Source organism: Bacillus mycoides (assembly GCF_001757995.1).
Classification (GTDB): domain Bacteria; phylum Bacillota; class Bacilli; order Bacillales; family Bacillaceae_G; genus Bacillus_A; species Bacillus_A mycoides_B.
In genome coordinates this window covers 40543-66775 of the sequence record NZ_LXLV01000067.1, presented here as the reverse complement: position 1 = coordinate 66775, position 26233 = coordinate 40543, and the positions used below count along the sequence as shown (strand labels likewise).

Sequence of the window (26233 nt, the reverse complement as noted above, 5' to 3'; positions counted from 1 at the left end):
ATATCCATTATATAGGAGGATTAGAAAAAGACGTGCAATGAATGCACGTCTTTTTTTGTTATGTTTTGTCGATAAGTCGATATGTTGTGTCGAATCGTTGGTATATTATCGCTTCTCAATCGCCACAATAAATGGTGGGTTATTTTGCTGGTTAATGAAGCCGTATCTTAGTACGTGAGCTTGCTTCTGGTCTAGTTCTTCTGCAAATGTGAGAACAGCGTCACGTTCTACTTGTCCTTCTGGATGACCGTGGTAAATGACAAGGACGATGATACCTTCTGGCGCCATTACTTCTAATAATTGCTCGATAGCAGAGATTGTTGAGTTCGGCTTTGTAACGATATGTTTGTCACCGCCAGGAAGGTAACCTAAGTTGAATATTGCTCCTGTTACTTTTCCTTTTGCATCTTCTGGTAGTACGGATAAGAGTGTATCGTGACTATCATGAACTAAAACAGTACGTTCGAAAAGTTCTTTTTCTTTCAGGCGGATAGTAGAGCTTTCGATTGCTTCTTTTTGAATATCAAATCCAAATACTTTTCCGTTATCCCCAACGATTTCAGCTAGGAAGCAAGTGTCATGACCATTGCCAAGTGTTGCATCTACAGCATAATCGCCTTCTTTAACTGCCGCTTGCAAGAGTGCGCGTGCAAACGGTAATACACGTTCTAATTTCATTTTTGTTTCTCCTCATTTGCATATTTTCCTTGCCAGCTTCCGCGGCGTACAAATTCTGCATCGATGGAATTTAATACTTCCCATTTATTTAAGCTCCACATTGGGCCGATCATTAAATCAGGTGGACCGTCACCTGTGATACGGTGCACAATTACGTCTTCTGGAATAATTTCAAGTTGGTCAACAACGAGACTTACGTAATCTTCAAGAGATAGGAATTCTAGTTGTCCTTTTTCATATTGCTTCACCATTGGCGTTCCTTTTAATAAATGAAGTAAATGAATTTTAATTCCTTGTACGTCAAGCTTGGCTACTTCACGAGTGGTTTCCATCATCATGTCGTAATCTTCAAGGGGAAGACCGTTAATAATATGTGAGCAAACTCTAATACCGTGCTTGCGTAATTTATTTACGCCTTCCACATAAGATGGATAATCGTGAGCACGATTAATAAGATTTGCAGTACGTTCATGAACAGTTTGTAGTCCGAGTTCAACCCAAAGATAGGTGCGTTTATTTAAGTCCGCTAAATATTCAACAACATCGTCAGGTAAGCAATCTGGACGAGTTGCGATAGAAAGACCGACAACGTCTTTTTCTGCTAGAAGCGGTTCAAATTTTTCTTTTAATACTTCAAGTGGTGCATGTGTATTTGTGTATGCCTGGAAATAAGCGATACATTTTCCGTCTTTCCACTTTGAGTGCATTTTTTCTTTCATTTCATGATATTGCGTTATAACATCATCGCGGCGATCGCCAGCGAAGTCACCAGATCCAGCAGCACTACAAAACGTGCAGCCGCCGTAAGCAACTGTACCGTCACGGTTCGGGCAATCAAAGCCAGCATCTAATGAAACTTTAAAAATTTTTTCACCAAATTCATTTCGTAAGTGGTAATTCCATGTATGATAACGTTTATTGTCGTTTGTATATGGAAAAGGGTTTTGAACCTTCATTACTTTCCCTCCTAAGACGAGTCAAAATGAAACAAAATCCATTATAACATACTCATAAGGTTGAGATGGAAGGGACACACTAAAGGGGAATTGAAGCAAGGAGGGACAATTATGGCAGAGCGTCAATCACTTGAATCGTATATTACACAAGCGGAACAAGCGGTGGAATATGCGAAAGAACAATTAGACCAAGGTATGAGACAAGAGCATTACAATACGATGGAGTATTCAGATGCTCAGTTGCAATTAGAACAAGCATATAACGACTTACAAACGATGCAGCAACATGCGAATGATGAGCAACGTGAGCAGTTAAATAGAGCACGTATGGCAATTCGCCAATTGCAACATCAAATGATTATTACACCGCACTAATAAGGAGTGAATGTAATGGCGAAACGTTCAGATCAAAATAATCCAGAGCAAAAAACACAAAATGGGCATAACGCTGAGTTTTCAAATGAACTTGATCCAGTGGTTCAAGTGAAACAGCGTAACAGTAAAAAAGGACAACCTCAAAGATCAAAGCAATCAGAGTAAACCAGGTCGCAGTATGACCTGGTTTTATTTTGCCCCGCAAACGCCCGATTGGTGCGGGATGGGCAAAAAACCACTGATTAAAGTTTCACTTTACTATATTACAATAATGTAAGAATTCTGTAAGGTTTGTCGATAGTTATAAGCCCATTTCTCCAGTAGAGTAAGGGAGGATTAAATTTTATACAAGGAGTTGCTTTATGGGGAACAATATTACAAACAAACGAATTGATGAATTAGATTACATTCGTGGCTTCGCACTACTGGGGATTATTTTAGTAAATATTCTTGCACTACTTCATATTAAAATCCCAGAGCCAAATACTGTGGATGCTAGCTATCAAAGATTTTTATACTTATTTGTAGAAGGTCGTTTCTTCTCAATCTTCTCATTCTTATTTGGAGTAGGGTTCTATATCTTTATTACGAGAGCAATCGCGAAAGGTAAGAATGGATATGTTCTATTTTTACGTCGTTTAGTTGCACTATTTATTTTTGGCTTGATTCATCAAATGTTCCAGCCAGGAGAAGCGTTAGTGTTATGCGCGATTTGTGGATTAGTCACTTTGCCATTTTATAAAGTGAAGAAGCAAATCAATTTAGTAGTCGGTCTTATTCTTACAGCCACTTTTAGTATTATGGCAGCTAAGGAATTATTACCTGTAGGTTTAATTTTATTAGGTCTTGCTGCAGGGCAGTACAAAGTGTTTGAAAATCTTTCAGCGAAAATAAAGCAAGTCGCTATTTTTACAGGCGTTATGTTTGTTTTAAGTGTGGTAGCTTTATGGTATCAATATGGGCACGTCCCTGCTGAGCCATTTGTAAATATGATATTCGAGACTGAGGATGGAACAACGGATGCAGCAAATCAATTCTTAAAAATTGGTGTTACAGTTGACCTGTAATTTCAGCTTTCTATGTTGGAGCATTAATTTTATTACTTCAGTTAAAACCAGTTCAAACATTGTTAGCACCATTGAAATACTACGGTCGTATGGCGTTAACAAATTATATCGGACAAACTGCAATGATTTTAATTGCAGGTAGCGTATTTAACTTTGCAGGAAACTTAACTTACATGCAAACGTTATATGTGTGTATCGCAATTTATGTAATTCAAATTATTTTCAGTGTGATTTGGATGAAAATCTTTAAAATGGGTCCACTAGAATGGATTTGGCGAGTTGTTACGTATTGGACGGTAACACCTTTAAAGAAATAAAAAAATGGGCTGTTTCTTTTGTGGAACAGCCCGTTTTTTTATTGTCAGATTTTGTCGGTGATATATTTTGAAAATCGCAAATATAATTTCATTTACTGACATACGATTTCAAAAAGTGAACGAATTTGTATTTAAATGAAAAAAGCCAAGCTTACAATCACACCTTTTTTATATTACAAAAGTGTAAGGTAAATGTAATGTTAACAAATAGCAGTTCCCCTCCAAAAGGCGCAAAATAGGTAATGGAAAAACAAGCGTAGGAGGATATATATGACGAAACCAGTTGTAGACGTGAAAAACGTTCAAAAAGTGTACGGTAAAAAAGGTGAGAACCAATCACACGCGTTAAAAGGTGTTTCATTCTCAATTCAAGAGGGTGAGTTTGTCGGAATTATGGGACCATCAGGTTCTGGTAAAACGACATTATTAAATGTAATTTCAACGTTAGATAAAGCGACAGGCGGCGTTGTTGAAATTGCAGGAACGGATATTACGAAAATGAAGCAAGGTGAGCTTTCTGATTTTCGTTCACAAAAATTAGGGTTCATCTTCCAAGATTTTAACTTATTAGAGAACTTATCTATTTATGAGAACATTGCTCTTCCACTTTCACTTCAAGGTGTTCCATCACGTAATATTGGCCCGAAAGTAGAGAAGGTAGCGGATATGTTAGGGATTTCAGAGATACTTCAAAAGTATCCATCTGAAGTATCTGGTGGACAGAAACAGCGTTCAGCAGCAGCACGTGCGTTAGTGCATGAACCAGCAATTATTTTAGGGGACGAGCCAACAGGAGCTCTTGATTCTAAAAATGCAGCAAGTTTACTTGATGCGATGACAAACTTAAATGAAGAACAAGGTGTATCGATTATGATGGTTACGCATGATCCGTACAGTGCAAGTTACTGTCAGCGTATTTTATTCATTCAAGATGGTGAGCTATATAAAGAAATTCATCGCGGTGGTACGCGTGAAGAGTTTTATAAAGAAATTTTAGATGTGCTTGCAGATTTAGGTAAACAAAAAGCGTAAGAAAGGAGATTCAGGCATGTTATTTAAACTTTCCATGTCAGGGCTGAAAAGTAAGTTAAAAGATTATATCGTCTTACTTGTCGGTCTTGTTATGTCTATTTCAATTTTTTATATGTTCCAAACGTTAGCGCTGAATAAAGCGTTTATCGAATCTAATTCAGTTATTAAATCAATTGGATTCGTATTCCAAGCGGGTTCATTTTTACTAGCTATTATAACGTTCTTCTATATTTTATATGCGAACTCTTTCTTATTATCTCTTCGTCAAAAAGAGTTTGGTATGTATATGATGTTAGGAGCAAAAAAGCATAAAGTTACATTACTTATGTTTATTGAAACGATTGTATTAGGTGCTGCGTCTCTTGCGATTGGACTTACAGTTGGTGTAGGACTTGCAGAAGGTATCGGACAGTTATTAATGAAACAATTAGAATTTGCTGGTGAAGGCTATAAAGCATTTTATCTACCATCTATGACTGTTACTTGCATCTTCTTCTTTGCACTATTTGTATTATCAGCAATTATGAACAGTATTAAGTTATCACGTATTTCTGTACTGCAACTTGTACATGCAGATGCACAAACAGAACGTGTTGCAGTAAAAGGAAAAATAACAGGTTTAGTTGCATTCCTTGCCGTTATTTTATTAGGCATTGGGTATGCATCAATGATTTATATGGAAAAATTAAAAGAAATGGGAATTATAATAGCATTAATTACAACAACAGCTGGTACTTACATGCTATTTGGATCACTTCTTCCGGTTATTATTAAAAAGTTAAAGAGTAATAAAAAACGTAGTGAAAAAGGGCTTAATGCTTTTACATTCGCACAATTAAACTTCCGTATTAATAGCTTAACAAAGGTACTTGCTACGGTAGCGATGTTAGTTGCTCTTGGAGCCGGTGCAATTTCAGGTGGTATGGCGTTTAAAAATAACGTTATAAAAATGGTTGATGGTTTAGAGATTTATGATTCAGTAGTTCATAATCCAACAGCTGAAGAAAAGAAAATTTTAGACGGCATATCATTTAAAAATAAAGCTGAATACCGATATAAAGTAGATGATAAGTACGTTTATTATGTAAAAGAAGATTTAGATAAAAACCGCCCACTTATTCAAGATGGAGTAGGAAAAGAAGGTTTCGGTAAAGTTAAAAAAGTATCAGGTGAAGTTCCTGTAGATGTAATTACACGATCAAACATAGAGAAAAATGAAAATGTAAAAGAGATGCCAGCAGAATGGGACGATGCATTCAGAGCAATCCAGCCATTTTACGTATATGAGAATCACGCAATTAAAATTGTAGATCAAAAAATGTACGATACTGTAAATGGTAAAGAAGGAATCGTATTTACAGGAAAAACAGATGATTTCGTAGCATACACAAAAGAATGGAAAAAAATTGACGAGTTGCAGCTAGATAAATATAAAAATGTAAAAGCTGAACAAATGAATAGTAAATATCAAATGTATGACATGTTCTATGGCGTTGCGAGCGGAACAGTATTTATGGGCTTCTTCCTTGGAATTGCATTCTTAGCAATGATGGCAAGTTGCTTAATGTTTAAAATTCTTTCTGGTGCATCAAAAGATATTACGCGCTATCAAATGCTTCGTAAAATCGGTGTGCGCCGTGAATTATTAACGAAATCAATTTATAAAGAGTTGTTCTTAGTATTCTTATTCCCAGCAATTGTAGGTATTGCCCACGTATTAGTTGGTATGAATATTTTCGGATTTATTTTAGTTGATCCGTACTTCCGTATTTGGTTACCGATCGTAATTTTCGTAGTCATTTACGCAATCTATTACTTCATTACAGTTCAATTGTATAAAGGAATTGTTCTTCCGAAAGAAGATTAATAAAAAAACCGAGCGAAACTGCTCGGTTTTTATTATTTTCAGATAAAATGCTTTTATGTTACTAAAATATATAATATAATGTAAATAAGTAACATAATATAAAAGTATCATCATCTGGAAAGTGAAAGGAGGAATCCAATCTGTAGAAAGAAGCTGAACTTTTATCTCCCCATTTTTTTCTAACCACAACGTATTTGTACAATCGTAAATTTCCAAAATGAAAATTGTCAGAACCACAGAAGTATATTGTAAAAATAATGGATAATACATGGAAATCCTATAGCGTGATAAGGTAAAATGGACAGGATAATGAGAAAATTACTGTTCATAAGATGAGGAGATACATGTATGGAAGTTGTAGAGGCATTAAAAGATATAAACCAAATTGAGGCTATGAAAAAGTATTTAAAAGAGCACTCGCAGCGAGATTATCTTTTATTTGTTATTGGGATTAACACAGGATTAAAAATTACAGAACTACTGAGCATTAAATTTGAAGATGTATTACATGAAGATGGGACTGTTAAAGATTTTTATTCTCTTCCTGTGAAAGATGAAAAGTTTAAACAAGATATTTATTTAAATACAAAAGTAAAAGAAGCACTTTTAAAGTACGTACAAACTTTTGATGTTCAAAGAGAAAATTACGTATTTCAATCTAATAAAACGAAAAATTCAATTTCGCGCCAACAAGCTTATCGTGTTATTCATAGTGCAGCTGAAGCGGTTGGGATACTTGGTAAGATTGGAACGAATTCAATGCGAAAAACATTTGGATTTCATGCATATAAAAGAGGAATAGCAATCGCACTGTTGCAAAAACATTTTCATCACGCGACTCCGTCAGAAACATTAAAGTATTTAGGAATCTCGAAAGATGAAAAGTTTAAGACAGAGATTGATGTAGATTTGTAAAAAAGGGAAGAGCCGTAACTAAAAAATTTTAGGAGGCGGGAATATGAATATTAAAGAGAGTGAACTACCAGGTATTGGATGTAAGTTTGAAGTAATCACAAAAGGTAATGAAAAAATGGTTATTGTTATTCACGATGACGGAAGAAGGGAAATGTATCATTTTGATGCGGATCATGATGAGAGTATTTCAAGCATTTCCCTTCGTGATTCTGAGGCGAGACAAATTGCAGCTATATTAGGCGGGATGGTATATAGACCACAAGCTTTAGACACGATTGAGATGGCTTTTGAAGGATTATCAATTGAATGGTTTAAAGTAGAAAATAACGCACCAGTGGTACAAAAAACAATTGGTAGCTTACATGTTAGAAAAACATATAACGTAACGATCATTGCTATTTTGAAAAAGAATATGAAGAAGTTCTTTAATCCAGGCCCAGATTCTATCATTGAAGCTGGCGATATGCTCGTATTATCGGGCGAAAGACATGAAGTGAAAAGAATCATTAAGGCATTACTTTCAGCAGGAGGTGATTCGTAATCGATGGATACTTTAATTTTTGAAGTTGGAACTGCGTTAGTATTAGTAGCTTTTGCAGCTATCCTCGCTGCAAAGTTAAAGTTTTCGATTATTCCGTTTCTCATTATACTCGGTATGCTAGTGGGGCCTCATGCCCCAGATTTAGGACTTATCGATTTAAGATTTATTGAAAGCGGAGAAGTAATTTCCTTCCTTGGCCGTATTGGCGTCATATTCCTCCTGTTTTATTTAGGTTTAGAATTCTCAATGAAAAAACTCATAAAATCAGGAAAGTCCATTGCCATTGGAGGCACTGTTCATATATCACTTAATTTCACATTAGGTTTACTCTATGGATATGTGATGGGCTTTCCTCTATTAGAAACATTAATTATTGCTGGAATTATTACAATCTCATCAAGTGCAATTGTCGCAAAAGTAATTGTTGATTTAAGAAGAGCTGGTAATAAAGAAACAGAGCTAATTTTAGGAATCATTATGTTCGATGATATTTTCTTAGCGGTATATTTATCTGTCGTTTCAGGTTTAGTTCTTGGAGGTGCGACTTCATTTGTAGGAGCTCTGACATCTGTCTTAATCGCGTTAGGGTATATGTTGCTGTTCTTTGTGATTGCTAGAAAAGCTACGCCGTTCCTAAATAAAGTATTAGATATTTCGTCAAATGAAATTTTTATTATCGTAATATTCGCTATTTTGTTCTTCGTAGCTGGATTTTCAGAAACAATTCATGTTGCTGAAGCGATTGGAGCGTTATTATTAGGACTTGTCTTTTCTGAAACAGAGCATAGTGATCGAATTGAGCATCTCGTCGTCCCATTTCGTGATTTCTTTGGGGCTATATTCTTCTTCAGCTTCGGTTTAAGTATAGATCCTTTTACGCTCGGCGGAGCTGTTTGGTTAACGTTAGGAGCAGTCTTCATAACTGTCATTGGTAATTTTACAGCTGGAATGATTGCCGGCCGTAAAGCGGGGTTATCGCATAAGGCTTCCACGAATATTGGATTAACCCTCGTATCACGCGGAGAATTCTCCATTATTGTCGCGAATATTGGAATTGCTGGTGGCTTAATGGCAACGATTAAACCATTCTCTGCTCTATACGTTTTAATATTGGCGTCGTTAGGACCATTATTAACGAAGGAGTCTGGGAGAATATACTCTCTACTAGACAAAATATTTAAATGGAGTGCTAAAGAAAGTGCAAAACGCAAAAAGGAAGTTGGATAACCTTTCACGAGGGAACGATTCCATTATTTATAGATTAATATTTTACAAAGACGATTAGAATACATTCTAATCGTCTTTGTTCTATTATCTGAATTTCATCAACTATTAATCAGTTGCCTTCCTATTTAAAAACGACTACAATTTTACTGTTATATATATGAACGAAAAAAAGAGAATAGGAGGGGAGACTATGCCAAGGAAAGTATGGCTATTAGTAGCTGGGATGATTATTAATGTCACGGGTGCTTCTTTTTTATGGCCTTTTAATACAATTTACTTACATGATAGTTTAGGGAAATCTTTATCGGTAGCCGGAATGGTATTAATGATCAACTCGCTTACTGGTGTAATCGGAAACTTGCTCGGCGGTGTTTTATTTGATAAATGGGGCGGTTATAAATCAATTTTAGTAGGGATTGTCATTACACTCGTATCGATTTTAGGTCTTGTGTTCTTCCACGGATGGCCGTTATATGTTGTGTGGCTAGCATTAATCGGCTTCGGTTCTGGAATGGTCTTCCCATCGATGTATGCGATGGTTGGTACGGTTTGGCCAGAAGGCGGAAGACGAGCGTTTAATGCGATGTATGTTGGACAAAACGTCGGTATTGCAATTGGAACGGCATGTGGTGGTTTAGTTGCATCGTATCGTTTTGATTATATTTTCTTAGCGAACTTTATTTTATACTTTGTTTTCTTCTTAATTGCTTTTATTGGATTCCGTGGTATGGAAGACAAAAAAGAGCCAGGAGTGCAAAAGGAAATCGAAACGAAAAAAGGATGGACGCTTACACCTGGATTCAAAGCACTTCTTATTGTGTGTGTAGCATATGCTTTATGCTGGGTTACATACGTACAGTGGCAAGGTGCAATCGCAACACATATGCAAGAATTAAATATTAGCCTTCGTCACTACAGTTTATTATGGACGATAAACGGAGCGATGATTGTTTGTGCGCAGCCGCTCGTTAGTATGCTAATTCGCTGGATGAAGCGTTCTTTAAAGCAACAAATTATGATTGGAATTGTCATTTTTGCGGCGTCATTCATTGTGTTAAGCCAAGCGCAGCAATTTACGATGTTCCTCGTTGCGATGGTAACATTAACGATTGGTGAATTATTCGTATGGCCGGCAGTTCCGACCATCGCAAATATACTTGCACCAAAAGATAAATTAGGATTTTATCAAGGTGTTGTAAATAGCGCAGCGACTGTAGGGAAAATGTTCGGACCGGTCGTTGGCGGAGCGATTGTTGACTTATACAATATGGAAGTATTGTTTATTGCGATCATGGTAATGCTTGTAGTAGCGCTTATAGCAACGAGTATTTATGATAAACGAGTAAAAGTAGAAGAAACAGTTGAAGAAAAAATTGCAGTTTAGTTTGACGGAACATGCAACATGTTTTAGAATATATTTAAATAAATAGTAATAAAATAACCTTTGGAACAAGGGAGATAGCTCGGCTGTCCTAAGACGAATTCGTTAGTTATTAAGAATAACGATTAACCGAGAAGCCACCGCTTTAAGTAAGCTCTTAAGAGATGCTAAGTGGTTGGTAGTTCACATTAACTCATATTTGTAATAACAGTGAGAAGGAGTAGTAGTAATAGAAGCTGGTTTAGAGAGTTGACGGTCGGTGCAAGTCAATCCACGTTTCGTTATGAACTCGCCTTTGAGTTGCAGTTGCGAACATTTAGTAGCAATTGCCGTTAATCCACGTTACGGATCTAAGCGAATGTATTTATTACATTAATTTAGGGTGGTACCGCGGGAATCTATAACCTCTCGTCCCTTTCTAGGGATGAGAGGTTTTTTGTATTTTGGGCGGTGAAAATAAATTGAATTTCAAGGAGGGTATCTCATGAGCTTTAATCATCAAGAAATTGAGAAGAAGTGGCAAGGTCATTGGGAAGAGAATAAAACATTCCGTACGCCAGATGAGACAGAAAAACCAAAATTTTATGCACTAGATATGTTCCCATATCCATCAGGTGCGGGCTTACACGTAGGTCATCCAGAAGGTTATACAGCGACAGATATTTTATCTCGTATGAAGCGTATGCAAGGATATAACGTTCTTCATCCAATGGGATGGGATGCGTTCGGTCTTCCAGCAGAGCAATATGCACTTGATACTGGAAACAGTCCGGCAGAATTTACAGAGCTTAATATTAATACGTTCCGTAATCAAATTAAAGCATTAGGTTTCTCTTACGATTGGGATCGTGAAGTAAATACAACAGATCCAACCTACTACAAGTGGACACAATGGATCTTCCTAAAACTATTTGAAAAAGGCTTAGCTTACGTTGATGAAGTACCTGTAAACTGGTGCCCAGCACTTGGTACAGTACTTGCGAATGAAGAAATAATTGACGGTAAGAGTGAGCGCGGTGGACATCCAGTTGAGCGTCGTCCGATGAGACAGTGGATGTTAAAAATTACAGCTTACGGAGATCGTCTATTAGAAGATCTAGATGAGCTTGATTGGCCAGAAAGCTTAAAAGATATGCAGCGTAACTGGATCGGTCGTTCTGAAGGTGCAGAAGTACACTTCAACATCGATGGTACAGATGAGAAGTTCACAGTTTTCACAACGCGTCCTGATACACTATTTGGAGCAAGCTACTGTGTACTGGCTCCAGAGCATGCACTTGTTACTGACATTACAACAGCAGATCAAAAAGAAGCTGTAGAAGCTTACATTAATTCTGTAAAAATGAAGAGTGATCTAGAGCGTACAGAACTTGCGAAAGAGAAAACTGGTGTATTCACTGGTGCTTACGCAGTTAACCCAGTAAATGGTGAGAAATTACCAATCTGGATTGCTGACTATGTTCTTGCAACTTACGGAACAGGTGCTGTAATGGCGGTTCCAGCTCACGATGAGCGTGACTATGAATTCGCATCAGTATTCAATCTTCCAATGAAGGAAGTTGTAAAAGGCGGAGACATTACGAAAGAAGCATACACAGGTGATGGTGCACACCTAAACTCAGCATTCCTTGATGGTTTAAATAAAGAAGAAGCAATCGTAAAAATGATTGAATGGCTTGAAGTAACAAGCGCAGGAAATCAAAAAGTAACGTACCGTCTACGTGACTGGTTATTTAGTCGTCAACGTTACTGGGGTGAGCCAATTCCAGTAATCCATTGGGAAGATGGCACAATGACAGCTGTGAAAGAAGAAGAATTACCATTAGTTCTTCCGAAAACAGAGAACATTCGTCCTTCAGGTACAGGTGAGTCACCACTTGCAAACATTGAAGAGTGGGTAAATGTTGTTGACCCTGAGACTGGTAAAAAAGGTCGTCGTGAAACAAACACAATGCCACAATGGGCTGGTAGCTGCTGGTACTACCTACGCTACATCGATCCAAACAACAGCGAAGCACTTGTAGATCCTGAAAAAGTAAAACAATGGCTTCCAGTTGATATTTATATCGGCGGAGCAGAGCACGCTGTACTTCACTTACTATATGCTCGTTTCTGGCATAAAGTATTATATGATATCGGTGTAGTTCCAACGAAAGAACCGTTCCAACAATTATTCAACCAAGGTATGATCTTAGGTGAAAACAACGAGAAAATGAGTAAATCAAAAGGTAACGTTGTAAACCCTGATGATATTGTAGCAAGCCACGGTGCAGATACACTTCGTCTATACGAAATGTTCATGGGACCATTAGATGCTTCAATCGCTTGGTCTGAAAATGGTCTTGACGGAGCTCGTCGTTTCCTAGACCGTGTATGGCGCCTATTCATTCAAGATAACGGTGAATTAAGTGAAAAAATCACTGATGCACCAAATAAAGAGCTTGAAAAAGCTTACCACCAAACAGTGAAGAAAGTAACAGAAGACTATGCAGAGCTTCGCTTCAACACAGCGATTTCTCAAATGATGGTATTCATCAACGATGCATACAAAGCTGAAACACTTCCGAAAGAATATGTAGAAGGTTTCGTAAAAATGATTGCACCAGTTGCACCTCACATCGGGGAAGAACTTTGGAGCAAACTTGGATACAATGAAACAATCACATATGCAAGCTGGCCAACATTTGATGAGTCTAAACTTGTAGAAGATGAAGTTGAAATCGTTGTTCAAATTATGGGCAAAGTTCGCGCAAAATTAACAATGAGTAAAGACGCATCAAAAGAAGAAATGGAACAACTTGCACTTGAGGCAATTAAAGAACAAATCGAAGGGAAAACAGTTCGTAAAGTAATTGTTGTTCCTGGAAAACTTGTTAACGTTGTTGCAAACTAATTAATGTTAAATAAAAGCTCAGAGCGTTTATGCTCTGAGCTTTTTTATATAGAAAATAATCTCTGGATCACCTTCATCTAAGTTTTCAATTATTCCACTCTGTATAAATCTGTTCGCGTTAAAAACTTTTTACATATTTTCATTCGATTCGTTCGTTGAAGAAAAAGGTGCGGAATTCCTATACAGACAAACACCTATTTTTTTATAGGAAATATGATAAAAAAGGTAGGCTAAATTGAGCAGAAGAGGTGAAAGGAATGAAAGGGATGGACAATAATGCACCACATGGCTTCTTCGGAGGTGGATCGGATAGTTATGAACAAATGATGTTTATGGGAGGAGATGGTCAACACGGATATGGCGGAATTCCAAGTTGGATGGGAGGAGCAGCTGGAGGATTTCCAACATCAGTAGCTGGAGTACAAACAGGATTTCCGTCGTCAGTAGCTGGAGCGCAAACAGGAATTCCAACATTAGTAGGGGGCGCACAAGGGGGAGTTCCTGTAGGTATGCTAACTACGTTTCCATCTTTCATGGGAGGCGCACAAGGAGGGGTTCCTGTAGGTATGCCAACTACGTTTCCATCTTTCGTGGGAGGCGTACAAACAGGATTTCCTGTACCTGGCGTCGGTGTTGTAGCTGGTGGCGTTGGCGGTTTCCCTCAAGGTGTTCACGGTCATCATGTGCACCATGAGCATCACGGCCATCACGGTCATCATCAACATCACGGTCATCATCAACATCACGGTCATCATCAACATCACGGTCATCATCAACATCACGGTCATCATCAACATCACGGTCATCATCAGCATCATGGTCATCATCACCAAGGTCACCATCAACAACAAGTACATCATCACGGTCATCACCAGGTTCATCCGCAGGCTGTTCTGTATCAAACACACCAGGGTCACCACCACCAAGGCCAACATCACCACCAAGGCCAACATCACCACCAAGGTCAACATCACCACCAAGGTCAACACCATCACCAAGGTCAACACCATCACCAAGGTCAACATCAACACCAAGGGCAGCAACATCACCAAGGCCAACATCACCACCAAGGGCAGCAACATCACCAAGGGCAACAACAAATTTGGTACGGTGGAGGAGCTGGAACTGCAGCGGGAACAGCTGGAATTACAGCAGGAGCAGCGGGGCATGCTGGACATGTGGGACATTAATGAATTACATGAAAAATTCTCTTGTGCGCAAGGAGATTTTTTATTTTGAGGGAAAATATATTTATATTTTGAAATGTGATAAGTAGTAAAATACGAAGTTCATGATTTGTGAATGATAGTACAAAAAAAACTGCTAAGAATATTCCTAGCAGTTTCTCTTACATTATTTACCTGCGTTTACCAATACCTCTTGACGTTGGCGTTCGATTTCAGCACGAAGTTGTGGTTCTGGTGCTTGCCAGCCTTCAGGTTTTAAAATTTTGCCGTCGCCTTCACGGAAGCGAGGCTTCCCATCAGGGAATAGTTTTGCCATGTTAGCGTTGTTTACAATTTCAAATCCTTTATCTGGACGTACGCCCATTTCTGCAAACGTTCCGAATGCAAAGTAAATAAGGTCAATAAGTGCATCATATTGATCTTCAACAGTTGTTGCTTCTAGAAACTCTTCTAACTCTTCTTGCATAAAGCTAGCACGAATTTTTGCACGCTCTTCTGTTAGTTTTGTTGGAGTATTTGTCACAGGATGTCCGAACTCTTCATGCATTTTTGCAACAAGTTCGTATCCTTTATCTAAACCTTTTTCGTTTGTCATGCTGTTTCATCCTTTCTTACGTTATGCCGAAGTTTATTGTAACATAAGGTGGTTATTTAATAAAAAAACATCTTATGAGAAATAAGATGTTTGCTCGTTATTCTTCTTTCTTAATTAAAATAGATAAAATAAGATCAATGCCAAACATTCCGATGAGTAGCATTGGTATAACGACAAGTAAATAACGTGTGAAAGAAACATTTTTTAAGTATGTATGAGCAAATAAAAAGACGCCGAGAAATAAAATACCATTTAAAATAGGTTTTACTAATTTTTTAGACATAAGCTCCCCCGTAAATATCCCTTTTCTCTATTTAAAAATAAAAACTCCCCTCTCCGTTGTACCATGCCAGAGAGGGGAGTTCAATCATTAACTTATTCAATTACACCAGAATTTGTAATATTTACGGTGTATTTTATGTTAACAGGGACATCTTTGTACATTTTTTTCCACTCTTCTAATTTAAATGGACGATAATGTTGCTTATATTTAGCTCCTAGCCCAAGAGGATCGACACCTAAAGATTTAAACTGTTTAATTAGTTTGTTCCCCTGTGTATCCAATTGTTTTTGGATGGCTTTTTCAATGTTGTTTGTGTTCTTTACATTTTCTAAGTTAATTTGTTTCGATAATTCTTGAATACGAGCATCAAGCGTAACATGAATAAAAAAAGAAGGCTTACCGTTTTTTATTTTTATATCGTAAGTTGGAACAGAACGAATATTATTAATCATTACGTACGCAGAATCCGTTTTAAATTCATGTGAATCTAATCTGTGTTTCTCTAACAGTCCTTTAAATATGAACATATCTTTTTCCTCAATTTTACCGATATATTTATCCTTTTTAAAAAGACCAATTCCAATGATTTTTATTTTGTCAGCATGTTTCTTTAAAATCGGAATATAGTAGTCTTGCCCTTCTTGATAATAACGGAATGCTCCTACATGCAGGTTATCCTTTGGTAAAGGACCAGTTTCCATATTATGTTCTAGCAATTTCTTTATATAAATTGCAACATTGGATGAAGTCGTATATTTTCCTTTTAAAAGTTCAGTGCCACTTCCTTCTAATAAAGCAACATATAAAGCGTTCCCTATATTCACATCTCGAATTAATGTGTCAAATGTAGTAGACATTCCTTTTTTTGCAATTTTTGTAGTAAATAGAGCAACTCGCATTTGTCCGCTAGCAAATGGTTGAGAAGATTCTAAAGATGTGTCTGCTTTTACTTGTTTTACCGCATTTGCCGTTCCTTCAAAAACTTGAACTTTATTTCCTTTTCGCTGAATGGGACAAACGAATGTCACTTTTACTTTATTATCTTTTCCTACATCAAATACGGTTCCTTGAATAAGTTGTACATCATCGATAATATTTTTTTGTAAACATCCAGTTAGACTGAAGATTGTTATACAAGAAAGAAGTATTAATTTTCTTTTGATTTTTTCCATTTTCTTTTCACCCACACAATAATAAATAAAATTGGGATGTATACATACATGAGCCAAAAACTAATTTTTGATGCATTACTAATAAAGTTATTAATATCATGTCTATTTGTTAAAATTTGTGAAACAACGAGGGTAATGAGCATAAAAGTGACTAAAATCTCTTTTTGTTTTACACGAAATATTTCATGTGTTCCTCTTGTTGCTGCCCATAAAGGAAGAATTGAACTCGTAATAATAACGAGCGCATAAGCTGAGATTGCAATATATTCTAACCTTTCTATGAATGGTAATTGGATTACCTGGGTCATAGAAAGTTGTGACCATATTGTTTTTGACAATTGTTTTTCACTAAAAAAAGTAAAGGCTAAAATGGTACTAAATAAATATAGAAAGTTTGAAAATAGTGCTCCGTATTGAGCGAATTTATGCGATTTTTTAGGTTGTTTTACAAATGGATATATCATAAGATAGACCTCAAATCCGGTCATACTATATATTGAAAGTTTTGCAGCTTTTAAAATATCTGAAAAAGAATGTGTGAATATAGGTAGTAAATTAGCCCAATGTGAATATTTCAAAACGAAAAGGCTAAGAAATAAATATCCTAATGTACCGCCAATAGAGATAACGCAAATGCCAGTAATTACACGAAATCCGGAAGAAATAATGTAATAGCTAACTAAGCATAAAAAGAGTGTTAACATCCAAGTTGAAGCGGTAGGGAACATCCACACTTGAATAATTTCAACGTATGTTCGAATGACAGAAATACTGACGATTAAAAAATACATCATAAAGATAAGACTAATACCGTTTCCTAGCCATTTTCCAAATGTTTGTCGATGTAAATCAATTAAATTCCCGTTTGTTTCTTTTAATAAGAAATACATCATCCATATAAGAATATGGATACAGATTCCTGTGATTAGAACTCCCATCCAGCTGTCGTATCCAGCGACTTTTGCTATAATTCGAGCAAACCCGAGAACGCCAGCGCCAAACTGTGCACTGTGAATTAAGAAGAAAACAAAAATAGGAGATATTTGATATTTTTCTTGAACTTTACTCATCAATGCACCTCATTTCTTAATCATCAAAATCCGATCTATGTTTTGTTGAAATTCCTTTTGCTGACTTTTTCACATGCTGTGGTCTCGCTTGTACGTCTCGTGTATCAATCATCGTTAATGGAAAACGAATCCATGAATCTTTCATTGATTGTTGTCTAGTTGGATAAAAAAGCGCGTACGGTTTACGTAAAGAAGTTAGTCTAAAAAGATGGGTAAATAAAAAGATAAATCCAAGAGAGATACCAAATAGACCACCTATTTCTGCAAAGGCGAGAAATGGGAAACGCAGTAAACGAACGGCGTTTCCCATTTTATAAATGGGCGTAATAAAGGAAGCTAACGCTGATAAGGCAACGATAATTAATAAAATATTACTCGTTAAACCAGCTTGTACAGATGCTTGTCCGATTACGATACCGCCTACAATACCAAGTGTTTGACCAACTTTCATTGGTAATCTCGCACCAGCTTCTCTTAATAAATCAATGGCAAGTTCTAAGAAGAGTGCTTCAATTAAAGGTGGAAACGGTACTTGCGCCCTTGATAAAATTAACGTTTCCAATAAATCACTAGGAACTAATTCATAGTGATAGTTTAAAGTGGCAACATATAATGGTGTCGCGCAAATTGAGAATAAAACAGCGATTAGCCGTAAAATCCTTGAGAATGTAGCGTATAACCAAGAAACGTTATAGTCTTCTGGTGAAATGAAAAAATCGAAATATGATACAGGTGTTAGTAGAACACTTGGAGAACCATCAACAAAAATAGCGATTTTTCCATCAATTAGTGCTTTTGTAACTCTATCAGTGCGTTCTGTATTGATATAGAGAGGGAAAATGGATTTTTCCCCCATTAATTCTTGTATATATGCACTATCGTTAATTTGATCATATTTAAGAGCCCGTAATGATTCCTCTAGAAAATCTACATTTTCTTTTTCAGCTAAGTTATTTAAATACATCATAACGACTTTTGTTTTTGAGAACTCTCCGATAATCATCTCTTTTGTTTGGAGATCTAAAACAGGAAGGCGTTTTCGTACTAAATTAATGTTTGTATCAATATCTTCTACGAATCCTTCTTGAGGACCAATAACAGTCGATTCATTTAATGGAGGAGTTGGTGCACGATAATTATCAATTGCAATATTTGCAAGCATACACTTTTGATCTTGCTGATTTAATTGAATAATTGCATGCCCTTTTAAAACCATGTCCTCAATCTTTTGTAAATCATTTGTAATTGTAATACCGCTCATCGGAATATGTTCTTTTAATACTTCTAATGAAGCACAAGGGCGTTCCAAAAGAGTAGGCATTAAATATTTTTGTAATTTCTCACCATCAAGTGAAGGACGATAGTAAGAAATCCAATAAGGTATCGTTTCATCGTCAGATGTATGGTAATTAACAAAATCACTAGACTGTTTTAGCTTCTCAATTAACTCTTGTAGAGAATGAATATGGTCTTTTTCTGGTTTGCTAAAGTCATAAATGCTGTTACTTCCTGAGCTTTGTTGTTTGTTTTGAGAATTATCATCTTGTTTAGAGCTTTGCTGTTTGTTTTGAGAATTACCCTCTTGTTTAGAACTTTGTTGCTTGTTTTGAGAATTATCCTCTTGTTTAGAATTTTGCTGTTTGTTTTGAGAATTATCCTCTTGTTTAGAACTTTGTTGCTTGTTTTGAGAAGAATCTTCTTGTTTAGAATTTTGCTGCTTGTTTTGAGAATTATCCTCTTGTTTAGAACTTTGTTGCTTGTTTTGAGAAGAATCTTCCTGTTTAGAATTTTGTTGTTTGTTTTGAGAATTATCCTCTTGTTTAGAACTTTGTTGCTTGTTTTGAGAAGAATCTTCTTGTTTAGAACTTTGCTGCTTGTTTTGAGAATTATCCTCTTGTTTAGAACTTTGTTGCTTGTTTTGAGAAGAATCTTCTTGTTTAGAATTTTGTTGTTTGTTTTGAGAAGAATCTTCTTGTTTAGAATTTTGTTGTTTGTTTTGAGAATTATCCTCTTGTTTAGAACTTTGTTGCTTGTTTTGAGAAGAATCTTCTTGTTTAGAACTTTGTTGTTTGTTTTGAGAATTATCCTCAGTTTGTTCCGTATTTTTTGGCTCGCCATTCTTATCTTTGTTATGTTCCTTTTGATCATCCGGCTGTTGTTTCGAATCATCTGTCTCTTTTGTATTTGAGTTTTTTTTCTTACGTAACCAATTCCAAATCATATGTATGCCCTCTTTGATTGTGTAATATAGTGCTATTTTGTGGCTAATTTTGTATATTATTCATTTATTTATGAAAAGAAGGAGGAGATTGGTTTGTATAGAAAAAATCCTTTAGTAAGCAGTTCATAATATGACGGGAAGAAGGCGAGTCTATGCAAATTGTAAAAAAGGAGAAATTTGTTTTAAAAGAGTTTGTGTTTGAAAATGGTAGGGAAATTCCTGTTCAAATGGGGTATGAGACGTATGGTGCTTTAAATAGGGAAAGATCAAATGCGATTTTGGTTTGTCACTATTTTAGTGCAACAAGTCATGCGGCAGGAAAATATACAGAGCATGATGAGGAAGCTGGTTGGTGGGATGGATTAATTGGACCTGGGAAAGCAATTGATACAAATAAATATTTCGTTATATGTACTGATAACCTTTGTAATGTACAGGTGAAGAACCCCTACGTAATTACAACGGGACCAAAATCGATAAATCCGATGACTGGCTTTGAGTATGCGATGGATTTTCCAGTCTTCACATTTTTAGATGTAGCACGTATGCAATATGAGTTAATAACAGATATGGGGATTTCTAGGTTACATGCTGTAATGGGACCGTCGGCAGGTGGGATGATTGCGCAGCAATGGGCTGTCCACTATCCTCATATGATAGAACGAATGATTGGAGTTATTACGAACCCGCAAAATCCAATTATAACGTCGGGAAATGTAGCGCAAAATGCGATTGAAGCAATTCAGCTTGATCCAAATTGGAAAGGTGGAAAGTACGGAGAGGAACAACCGACGAAGGGACTTCATTTAGCGAATAAAATGATGTTTATGAACGCATTTGATGAACATTTTTATGAAACAGCATTCCCGCGGAACAGTATAGAAATGGCACCTTATCAACAATTTTCTGCATTAACATCATTTGAGAAAGAAATAAATAAAGTGACATGTAAAAGTATAGATTTAGTAGATGCAAATTCATGGATGTATACTACGAAAGCGGTTTTATTACATGATATTGCACATGGGTTTTCTTCCTTAGAAGAGGCTCTTTCCAAGGTTGAAGCGAATGTACTCATGATTCCATGCAAACAAGATTTACTTCAGCCGCCTCGTTACAATTATAAAATGGTAGACATTTTGCAAAAACAAGGGAAGTACGCAGAAGTATATGAGATAGAAAGTATAAATGGGCATATGGCGGGAGCGTTTGATATTCATTTATTTGAAAAGAAAATTTATGAGTTTTTAAATCGGAAAGTATCTAGTTTTGTGTAGGAAATAATTAATGTGGAAAGGTGCATGATTTATAGTAGGCACCTTTTATTACATGATTTGCAGACGGAAAATATATGAAGCGATGGATAAACCGAAGAAAGCTATACTAAGTAATAGAAATAAGAATGACATTTCTTGAGGGGATTTTATCTTTTTATTATTTTTCATACTAAGAGCAATAACTGCAAAAACTAAGAAAATGATGCCCATAATGAAAAGAAAAAGTGTCATTTTAACTGGCTCCTTTCATCAAACAAGTATATTGAGGATACAATGCGTTAGTTATGTTTGTAAAGAATAAATTTTGCGGGAAAATTGAGAAATAAATGTTCCATTCTTTGCGTTCCTTCCTTCGCGTGCTAAAATTGATGTGAAATGTTTGCTTAAAGAAGAAACTGAAGGTTTTATTGTATATAAGGAGGAACTACATATGATAGAAGTAAAAACAATTACTACAGAAGAAGTGCAAGAGCGTTTAGAAAATGGAGAAACATTATTTTTAGTAGATGTAAGGGAAGATGAAGAAGTAGCGGCAGGGAAAATTCCGGAAGCTGTACATATTAAAATGGGCGATATTCCAAATAAAGTAGATTTCTTTGAGAAAGAGAATGAATATATCTTTATTTGCCGTTCGGGAATGCGTAGTGAAAATGTATGCCATTATTTAAATGAGCAAGGATTTAAAACAGTGAATATGGTTGGCGGTATGCTTCAATATGAAGGCGAAACTAAATAAGTATCTGCAAAAACTTGAAACGTGTTTGTTTCAAGTTTTTTTCTTTTGCATACAGTGTATAAAAGGGGGATAGGTAAATGGGGATTAACATGCGTAAAGTGAAAATTATAAATAATACAGGAGCTGTTAATGTTGGGGACTGTTATGATATCTCACCTTTAGCTGTGGCAAAAATATATGCCGGTGCTGGAGGGTCAAGTGCGGCTATTTTTTTAAATGGGAAGCGGCAGCCAGAAGCGGTGATTAGAACATCAGTATTTTTACCGCCATTAGCGACGAGTACACGTACATTAGGTGCATAAAGGAAAGGTAGAGTGTAAGTATGCCTGCACGTATTAAGGAATTTATTATCGTTAATAATACTGGGAATATATTTACCGGTGATAATTTGAGTGATACATCGTTTACTGCTTCGAAATCGTATAGTGGTTCAACGGGTTGCACTTGGATTGATGTTGTTACAGTAATAGGAACGGAGACGAAGCTTTGTTTACAGCCGGGAGATTCTGTGACGACAACATATACACGAGGTACTCCTGCTAGTAATCTAACAGGAGCAAATACGGGTCAAGGTGCAAATGTATCAAATATAGTACAAAGTGTCCCTAATACAGATAATATGGATTCAACAGCTGGACTCCCCTAAGAAATTAGGGGAGTTTTTATTTAAAAGAAGTATTGGAAACGGTTTTTGAAAATACAATTCAAATTGAAGGGGAATTTTTTATTCTGAACATATTTCATAGATACAATTTGTTTTTGAGGGGGGTGGAAATAGTGGGATAAAATGACAGAAAACCACAAATACAAAGGGCGATAAATTCTAATTTTAAAATACCACCAGAACTTATTGGCCCGACTTTACCTCCAGCACCAACTGGAATGACGGGGATCACAGGGGTCACGGGAGCAACAGGAAGTACGGGAGCAACGGGGAGTACGGGAGCAACGGGAATTACGGGTGCAACAGGAGCAAGCGGAGAAACGGGAATTACGGGAGCGACAGGAAGTACGGGAGCAACAGGAAGTACAGGAGCCACAGGAGAAACAGGAGCGACGGGAAGTACGGGAGCAACAGGGGAAACGGGAAGCACGGGAGCGACAGGAAGTACAGGAGCAAAAGGAGCAACGGGAATTACGGGAGCGACAGGAAGCACGGGAGAAACGGGAAGCACGGGGGCAACAGGAGAAACGGGAAGTACAGGAGCGACAGGAAGTACGGGAGCGACAGGAAGTACAGGGTCAACCGGAGAAACGGGAATCACGGGAGCGAAGGGAAGTACAGGAGCGACTGGAGTTAGTACAACCGCAACTTATGCATTTGCGAATAATACATCTGGAACAACTATAACCATTGTTTTAGGAGGAACGAATGTCAATTTACCAAATAACCAAAATATTGGACCTGGAATTACGATAAATGGTGCTAATACAGTATTTACAGTCGCGAATGCAGGGAATTATTATATTTCATATACACTTAATATAACTGTTGGATTAGCAGTGACTACGCAAATTATTGTTAATGGATCAGCTTTATCAGGAACTATTAATGCCCCGTTAGTAGCTACAACTAGTTTTGGTGCTACGATTATTGCGAATCTTCCAGCGGGAGCAGCTGTTAGTTTACAGTTAAATGGCTTACTTACTGCTACGACATTGTCGACGGTTACACCAGGAGCGGTATTAACAATTATACGTTTAAGTTAATAAGCGAAAAACCTTGGAACTTTTACGTTTCAAGGTTTTTTATTTGTTTGAGCAAAAACATCACGTTTCAAAAATATATTATAATAGAATGAAGAGAGGGATAAATTTGGCAGAAAGGGAGAGTGGCGATGCAGGAGAAGGTTAAAGATTTTTTCGGACGCCCACTTCAAGATTTGCGCATCTCTGTCATTGATCGTTGTAATTTACGGTGTACGTATTGTATGCCAGCGGAAGTGTTTGGTCCTGATTATGCTTTTTTGAAAGATGAGTTTTTACTGACATTTGATGAAATCGAGCGATTAGCAAAAGTATTTGTTAGCATCGGTGTACGGAAAATTAGACTTACTGGCGGTGAGCCATTGCTCCGTAAGGATTTAACAAAACTTATCGAACGTCTCGTGAAAATTGACGGTTTAGTAGATCTAGGATTAACGACAAATGCGATTCATTTAACGAAGCAAGCGAAGGCGTTAAAAGAAGCTGGGTTACACCGAGTAAATGTTAGTTTGGATGCGATAGATGATAATGTATTCCGCGCAATTAATGGCCGGAATATGAATACGAAACCAGTGTTAAAAGGAATTATGGCAGCGAAAGAAGCAGGCCTTGAAGTGAAGGTAAATATGGTTGTGAAAAAAGGGATGAACGATCATCAAGTACTTCCAGTTGCTGCGTATTTTAAAGAACAAGGAATTTCACTTAGATTTATTGAGTTTATGGATGTTGGCAGTACGAATGGATGGAATTTTGATCAAGTTATTACGAAACGAGAATTAATTGATATGATTCATGGGGTGTATCCAATTGAGCCAGCTGAAGCTCATTATTTTGGGGAGGTTGCGAAGCGGTATCGATACGTTGGAACGAATGTAGAGGTTGGTTTTATTACTTCCGTTTCTGAGTCATTTTGTTCTTCTTGTACGAGAGCAAGAATTTCAGCAGATGGAAAGTTTTATACTTGCTTGTTTGCGACAGAAGGAATGGATTTAAGGAAACTTCTCAGGGAAAACCTTTCGGATAATGAGTTATTAAAAGCTATACAATATGTATGGGAGAATAGAAAAGATCGATATTCAGATGAACGGACAGAAGAAAGTGCGAAAAATCGTCCGAAAATTGAAATGTCTTATATAGGAGGATAAGAAAGGGGGATGTCGTATGCAAGAGCGATATTCAAGACAAATGTTATTTTCTGGTGTTGGGGAAGAAGGGCAACGGAAAATAAGAGGGAAGCACGTGCTCGTCATCGGTGCTGGTGCGCTCGGAGCAGCGAATGCAGAAGCAATTGTTAGAGCAGGTGTTGGAAAAATAACAATTGCGGATCGTGATTATGTAGAATGGAGTAATTTACAAAGGCAACAATTATATACAGAAGAAGATGCGAAGCATTATAAGCCGAAAGCGATAGCGGCAGCAGAACATTTAAAGGCAATTAATTCCGAAGTAGAAATTGTACCGGTTGTGACTGATGTAACGGTGCAAGAAATGGAAGAATTAATTAAAGGTGTAGATTTAATATTAGATGCGACAGATAATTTTGAAACGCGCCTTCTTATTAATGATATATCTCAGATGTATAACGTTCCATGGATATACGGAGGGTGCGTTGGAAGTTACGGAGTAACTTATACAATCCTGCCAGGAAAAACGCCGTGTTTTCGATGTTTAATGGAACATCCGGCGAGCGGAGCGACATGTGATACGGCCGGTATTATACAGCCAGCAGTGCAATTAGTAGTTGCACATCAAATAACGGAAGCCTTGAAAATATTAGTAGAAGATTTTGAGGCACTTCGTGAAACGATGCTATCATTTGATCTTTGGAATAATCAACAGATGGCATTTAAAGTGAATAGGCAGAAAAAGGATACATGTTTATCCTGTGGAAAGTTACGTACATATCCGAGTTTAACATTTGAAGCACAAACGAAAACAGAAGTATTATGTGGACGAAATACAGTTCAAATCCGTCCAGGTGTGCGTCAGGGTTTTAATTTAGAAGAAATTAAAAAGCGCTTACAAAAAAGCGTGGATGTAAAAGCAACGCCGTATTTATTATCATTTCCAGTGGAAGAATATCGTTTTGTTTTATTTACAGATGGCAGGGCGTTTATTCATGGTACGAATGATATGAATGTTGCGAAACGACTATATGCAAGATATATAGGTTGAACCTAAAGGAGAGTCCTTTAGGTTCAAATGGAAAAGGTAGGATTAAGAATTTCTAATATAATCTCCATTTTTTCCGCCCGTTTTTTCAAGTAAGTACGTTTCGCCAATAATCATACCCTTATCAACGGCTTTACACATGTCATATACAGTAAGAGCGGTAGCGGAAGCAGCTGTTAAAGCTTCCATCTCAACGCCGGTGCTACCTTCTGTTTTAACTTTTACTTCAATAAGTAGTCGATATTGTTCTTTTGACTGTTTCCAATCGAAAGAGACGTCAACACCTTTTAATAATAAAGGATGGCACATTGGGATAATATCAGAAGTACGTTTTGCAGCCATAATACCTGCGATTTGTGCGACGGCTAATACGTCACCTTTACCAATTTCATTGTGAGAGATTTTATCAAAAATTTCTTTCGTAACGAGAATGCTAGAGCATGCTATTGCTGTTCGAACGGTTATTTTTTTGTCACTGATATCAACCATTTTAGCGCGCCCTTGGTCGTTGAAATGTGTGAATGAAGACATGGAATTCCTCCTTGAAGTAATTGCGATTTAATA

General features: G+C 36.9%; 26 protein-coding genes, 2 pseudogenes and 1 other annotated feature. Of the genes and pseudogenes, 18 read left to right on the top strand and 10 right to left on the bottom strand.

Annotated elements, in window-relative coordinates; all coding sequences use genetic code 11:
- Positions 1–105: 105 nt before the first annotated feature.
- Both BWGOE10_RS23685 and BWGOE10_RS23680 read right to left on the bottom strand, forming a co-directional pair.
- On the bottom strand, positions 106–678 hold the full coding sequence (locus BWGOE10_RS23685) for a class I SAM-dependent methyltransferase (protein WP_070145200.1): 573 nt from the start codon (positions 676–678) through the stop codon (positions 106–108).
- A complete protein-coding gene (locus tag BWGOE10_RS23680; protein WP_002167527.1) occupies positions 675–1634 on the bottom strand; it encodes a TIGR01212 family radical SAM protein in 960 nt (319 codons plus the stop codon). Before BWGOE10_RS23680 ends, BWGOE10_RS23685 begins: the two co-directional genes overlap by 4 nt.
- Before the next feature lie 111 nt (positions 1635–1745).
- Here BWGOE10_RS23680 and BWGOE10_RS23675 point away from each other — a divergent pair, with 111 nt between their 5' ends.
- The 10 genes and pseudogenes from BWGOE10_RS23675 to leuS all read left to right on the top strand — a co-directional run bounded on the left by BWGOE10_RS23675 (position 1746) and on the right by leuS (position 13249).
- Positions 1746–2009 (top strand): YtzC family protein, encoded by a 264-nt coding sequence (locus tag BWGOE10_RS23675; RefSeq protein WP_000840869.1) that lies wholly within the window; start codon positions 1746–1748, stop codon positions 2007–2009.
- Positions 2010–2024: 15 nt separating this feature from the next.
- Positions 2025–2174: a hypothetical protein gene (locus BWGOE10_RS23670; protein WP_001129345.1), complete on the top strand. Its 150-nt coding sequence runs from the start codon at positions 2025–2027 to the stop codon at positions 2172–2174.
- 197 nt (positions 2175–2371) lie between these two features.
- Positions 2372–3393 (top strand): annotated as a pseudogene (locus BWGOE10_RS23665) (DUF418 domain-containing protein).
- A gap of 270 nt (positions 3394–3663) precedes the next feature.
- A complete protein-coding gene (locus BWGOE10_RS23660) occupies positions 3664–4425 on the top strand; it encodes an ABC transporter ATP-binding protein (protein ID WP_070145199.1) in 762 nt (253 codons plus the stop codon).
- 16 nt (positions 4426–4441) lie between these two features.
- The gene (locus BWGOE10_RS23655) at positions 4442–6292 is read left to right on the top strand and encodes an FtsX-like permease family protein (RefSeq protein ID WP_070145198.1); all 1851 of its coding nucleotides are present in this window, start codon (positions 4442–4444) and stop codon (positions 6290–6292) included.
- A 348-nt stretch (positions 6293–6640) separates the two neighbouring features.
- A complete protein-coding gene (locus BWGOE10_RS23650; protein WP_070145197.1) occupies positions 6641–7207 on the top strand; it encodes a tyrosine-type recombinase/integrase in 567 nt (188 codons plus the stop codon).
- Positions 7208–7250: 43 nt separating this feature from the next.
- The gene (locus BWGOE10_RS23645; protein ID WP_070145196.1) at positions 7251–7748 is read left to right on the top strand and encodes a cation:proton antiporter regulatory subunit; all 498 of its coding nucleotides are present in this window, start codon (positions 7251–7253) and stop codon (positions 7746–7748) included.
- A 3-nt stretch (positions 7749–7751) separates the two neighbouring features.
- On the top strand, positions 7752–8975 hold the full coding sequence (locus BWGOE10_RS23640; RefSeq protein WP_070145195.1) for a cation:proton antiporter: 1224 nt from the start codon (positions 7752–7754) through the stop codon (positions 8973–8975).
- A 190-nt stretch (positions 8976–9165) separates the two neighbouring features.
- Positions 9166–10359, top strand: coding sequence for an MDR family MFS transporter (locus BWGOE10_RS23635; RefSeq protein ID WP_070145194.1), 1194 nt, complete (start codon positions 9166–9168; stop codon positions 10357–10359).
- A 198-nt stretch (positions 10360–10557) separates the two neighbouring features.
- Positions 10558–10775 (top strand) — a binding site (T-box leader).
- Between the two features lie 65 nt (positions 10776–10840).
- Positions 10841–13249 (top strand): leucine--tRNA ligase, encoded by a 2409-nt coding sequence (gene leuS / locus BWGOE10_RS23630; RefSeq protein WP_070145193.1) that lies wholly within the window; start codon positions 10841–10843, stop codon positions 13247–13249.
- Between the two features lie 27 nt (positions 13250–13276).
- Here the strand turns inward: leuS and BWGOE10_RS33565 are convergent.
- Positions 13277–13414 (bottom strand): annotated as a pseudogene (locus tag BWGOE10_RS33565) (GNAT family N-acetyltransferase); the annotation flags it as partial.
- Positions 13415–13506: 92 nt separating this feature from the next.
- On the opposite strand from BWGOE10_RS33565, the gene BWGOE10_RS23625 reads away from it, so the two are divergent.
- On the top strand, positions 13507–14439 hold the full coding sequence (locus tag BWGOE10_RS23625) for a VrrB protein (protein ID WP_070145192.1): 933 nt from the start codon (positions 13507–13509) through the stop codon (positions 14437–14439).
- Between the two features lie 163 nt (positions 14440–14602).
- Here BWGOE10_RS23625 and BWGOE10_RS23620 read toward each other — a convergent pair whose 3' ends face one another.
- The 5 genes from BWGOE10_RS23620 to BWGOE10_RS30525 form a co-directional block, all read right to left on the bottom strand.
- Positions 14603–15031, bottom strand: a complete 429-nt coding sequence (locus BWGOE10_RS23620) for an HAD family hydrolase (protein WP_070145191.1) — start codon at positions 15029–15031, stop codon at positions 14603–14605.
- 97 nt (positions 15032–15128) lie between these two features.
- Entirely contained in the window at positions 15129–15314 is a 186-nt protein-coding gene (locus BWGOE10_RS23615) for a hypothetical protein (RefSeq protein WP_000038778.1), read from the bottom strand.
- Positions 15315–15406: 92 nt separating this feature from the next.
- Positions 15407–16486, bottom strand: a complete 1080-nt coding sequence (locus BWGOE10_RS23610; RefSeq protein WP_070145190.1) for a Ger(x)C family spore germination protein — start codon at positions 16484–16486, stop codon at positions 15407–15409.
- The gene (locus tag BWGOE10_RS23605; protein ID WP_070145189.1) at positions 16462–17556 is read right to left on the bottom strand and encodes a spore germination protein; all 1095 of its coding nucleotides are present in this window, start codon (positions 17554–17556) and stop codon (positions 16462–16464) included. The genes BWGOE10_RS23610 and BWGOE10_RS23605 overlap by 25 nt, the downstream gene beginning before the upstream one ends.
- A 16-nt stretch (positions 17557–17572) precedes the next feature.
- Positions 17573–19777, bottom strand: coding sequence for a spore germination protein (locus BWGOE10_RS30525; RefSeq protein ID WP_081340020.1), 2205 nt, complete (start codon positions 19775–19777; stop codon positions 17573–17575).
- A 152-nt stretch (positions 19778–19929) separates the two neighbouring features.
- On the opposite strand from BWGOE10_RS30525, the gene BWGOE10_RS23595 reads away from it, so the two are divergent.
- Positions 19930–21054, top strand: coding sequence for an alpha/beta fold hydrolase (locus tag BWGOE10_RS23595; RefSeq protein WP_070145188.1), 1125 nt, complete (start codon positions 19930–19932; stop codon positions 21052–21054).
- A 48-nt stretch (positions 21055–21102) separates the two neighbouring features.
- Here BWGOE10_RS23595 and BWGOE10_RS23590 read toward each other — a convergent pair whose 3' ends face one another.
- Positions 21103–21285: a hypothetical protein gene (locus tag BWGOE10_RS23590; protein ID WP_002129493.1), complete on the bottom strand. Its 183-nt coding sequence runs from the start codon at positions 21283–21285 to the stop codon at positions 21103–21105.
- A 199-nt stretch (positions 21286–21484) separates the two neighbouring features.
- Between BWGOE10_RS23590 and BWGOE10_RS23585 the strand changes: the two genes are divergently transcribed.
- From BWGOE10_RS23585 to BWGOE10_RS23560, 6 genes are all read left to right on the top strand, one after another.
- The gene (locus BWGOE10_RS23585; protein WP_070145187.1) at positions 21485–21790 is read left to right on the top strand and encodes a rhodanese-like domain-containing protein; all 306 of its coding nucleotides are present in this window, start codon (positions 21485–21487) and stop codon (positions 21788–21790) included.
- Positions 21791–21867: 77 nt separating this feature from the next.
- Positions 21868–22092, top strand: coding sequence for a spore germination protein (locus tag BWGOE10_RS23580; RefSeq protein ID WP_002184806.1), 225 nt, complete (start codon positions 21868–21870; stop codon positions 22090–22092).
- A gap of 20 nt (positions 22093–22112) precedes the next feature.
- On the top strand, positions 22113–22436 hold the full coding sequence (locus tag BWGOE10_RS23575; RefSeq protein WP_070145186.1) for a hypothetical protein: 324 nt from the start codon (positions 22113–22115) through the stop codon (positions 22434–22436).
- A gap of 170 nt (positions 22437–22606) precedes the next feature.
- Complete coding sequence (locus BWGOE10_RS23570; protein WP_236736001.1) at positions 22607–23500, top strand: BclA C-terminal domain-containing protein; 894 nt, start codon at positions 22607–22609, stop codon at positions 23498–23500.
- A 128-nt stretch (positions 23501–23628) separates the two neighbouring features.
- Positions 23629–24642, top strand: a complete 1014-nt coding sequence (gene moaA / locus BWGOE10_RS23565; protein WP_070145183.1) for a GTP 3',8-cyclase MoaA — start codon at positions 23629–23631, stop codon at positions 24640–24642.
- 16 nt (positions 24643–24658) lie between these two features.
- Positions 24659–25672, top strand: coding sequence for a molybdopterin-synthase adenylyltransferase MoeB (locus BWGOE10_RS23560; protein ID WP_002067678.1), 1014 nt, complete (start codon positions 24659–24661; stop codon positions 25670–25672).
- A 42-nt stretch (positions 25673–25714) separates the two neighbouring features.
- On the opposite strand, the gene moaC is transcribed toward BWGOE10_RS23560, so the two are convergent.
- The gene (gene moaC, locus BWGOE10_RS23555; RefSeq protein ID WP_070145182.1) at positions 25715–26200 is read right to left on the bottom strand and encodes a cyclic pyranopterin monophosphate synthase MoaC; all 486 of its coding nucleotides are present in this window, start codon (positions 26198–26200) and stop codon (positions 25715–25717) included.
- Positions 26201–26233: the final 33 nt, after the last annotated feature.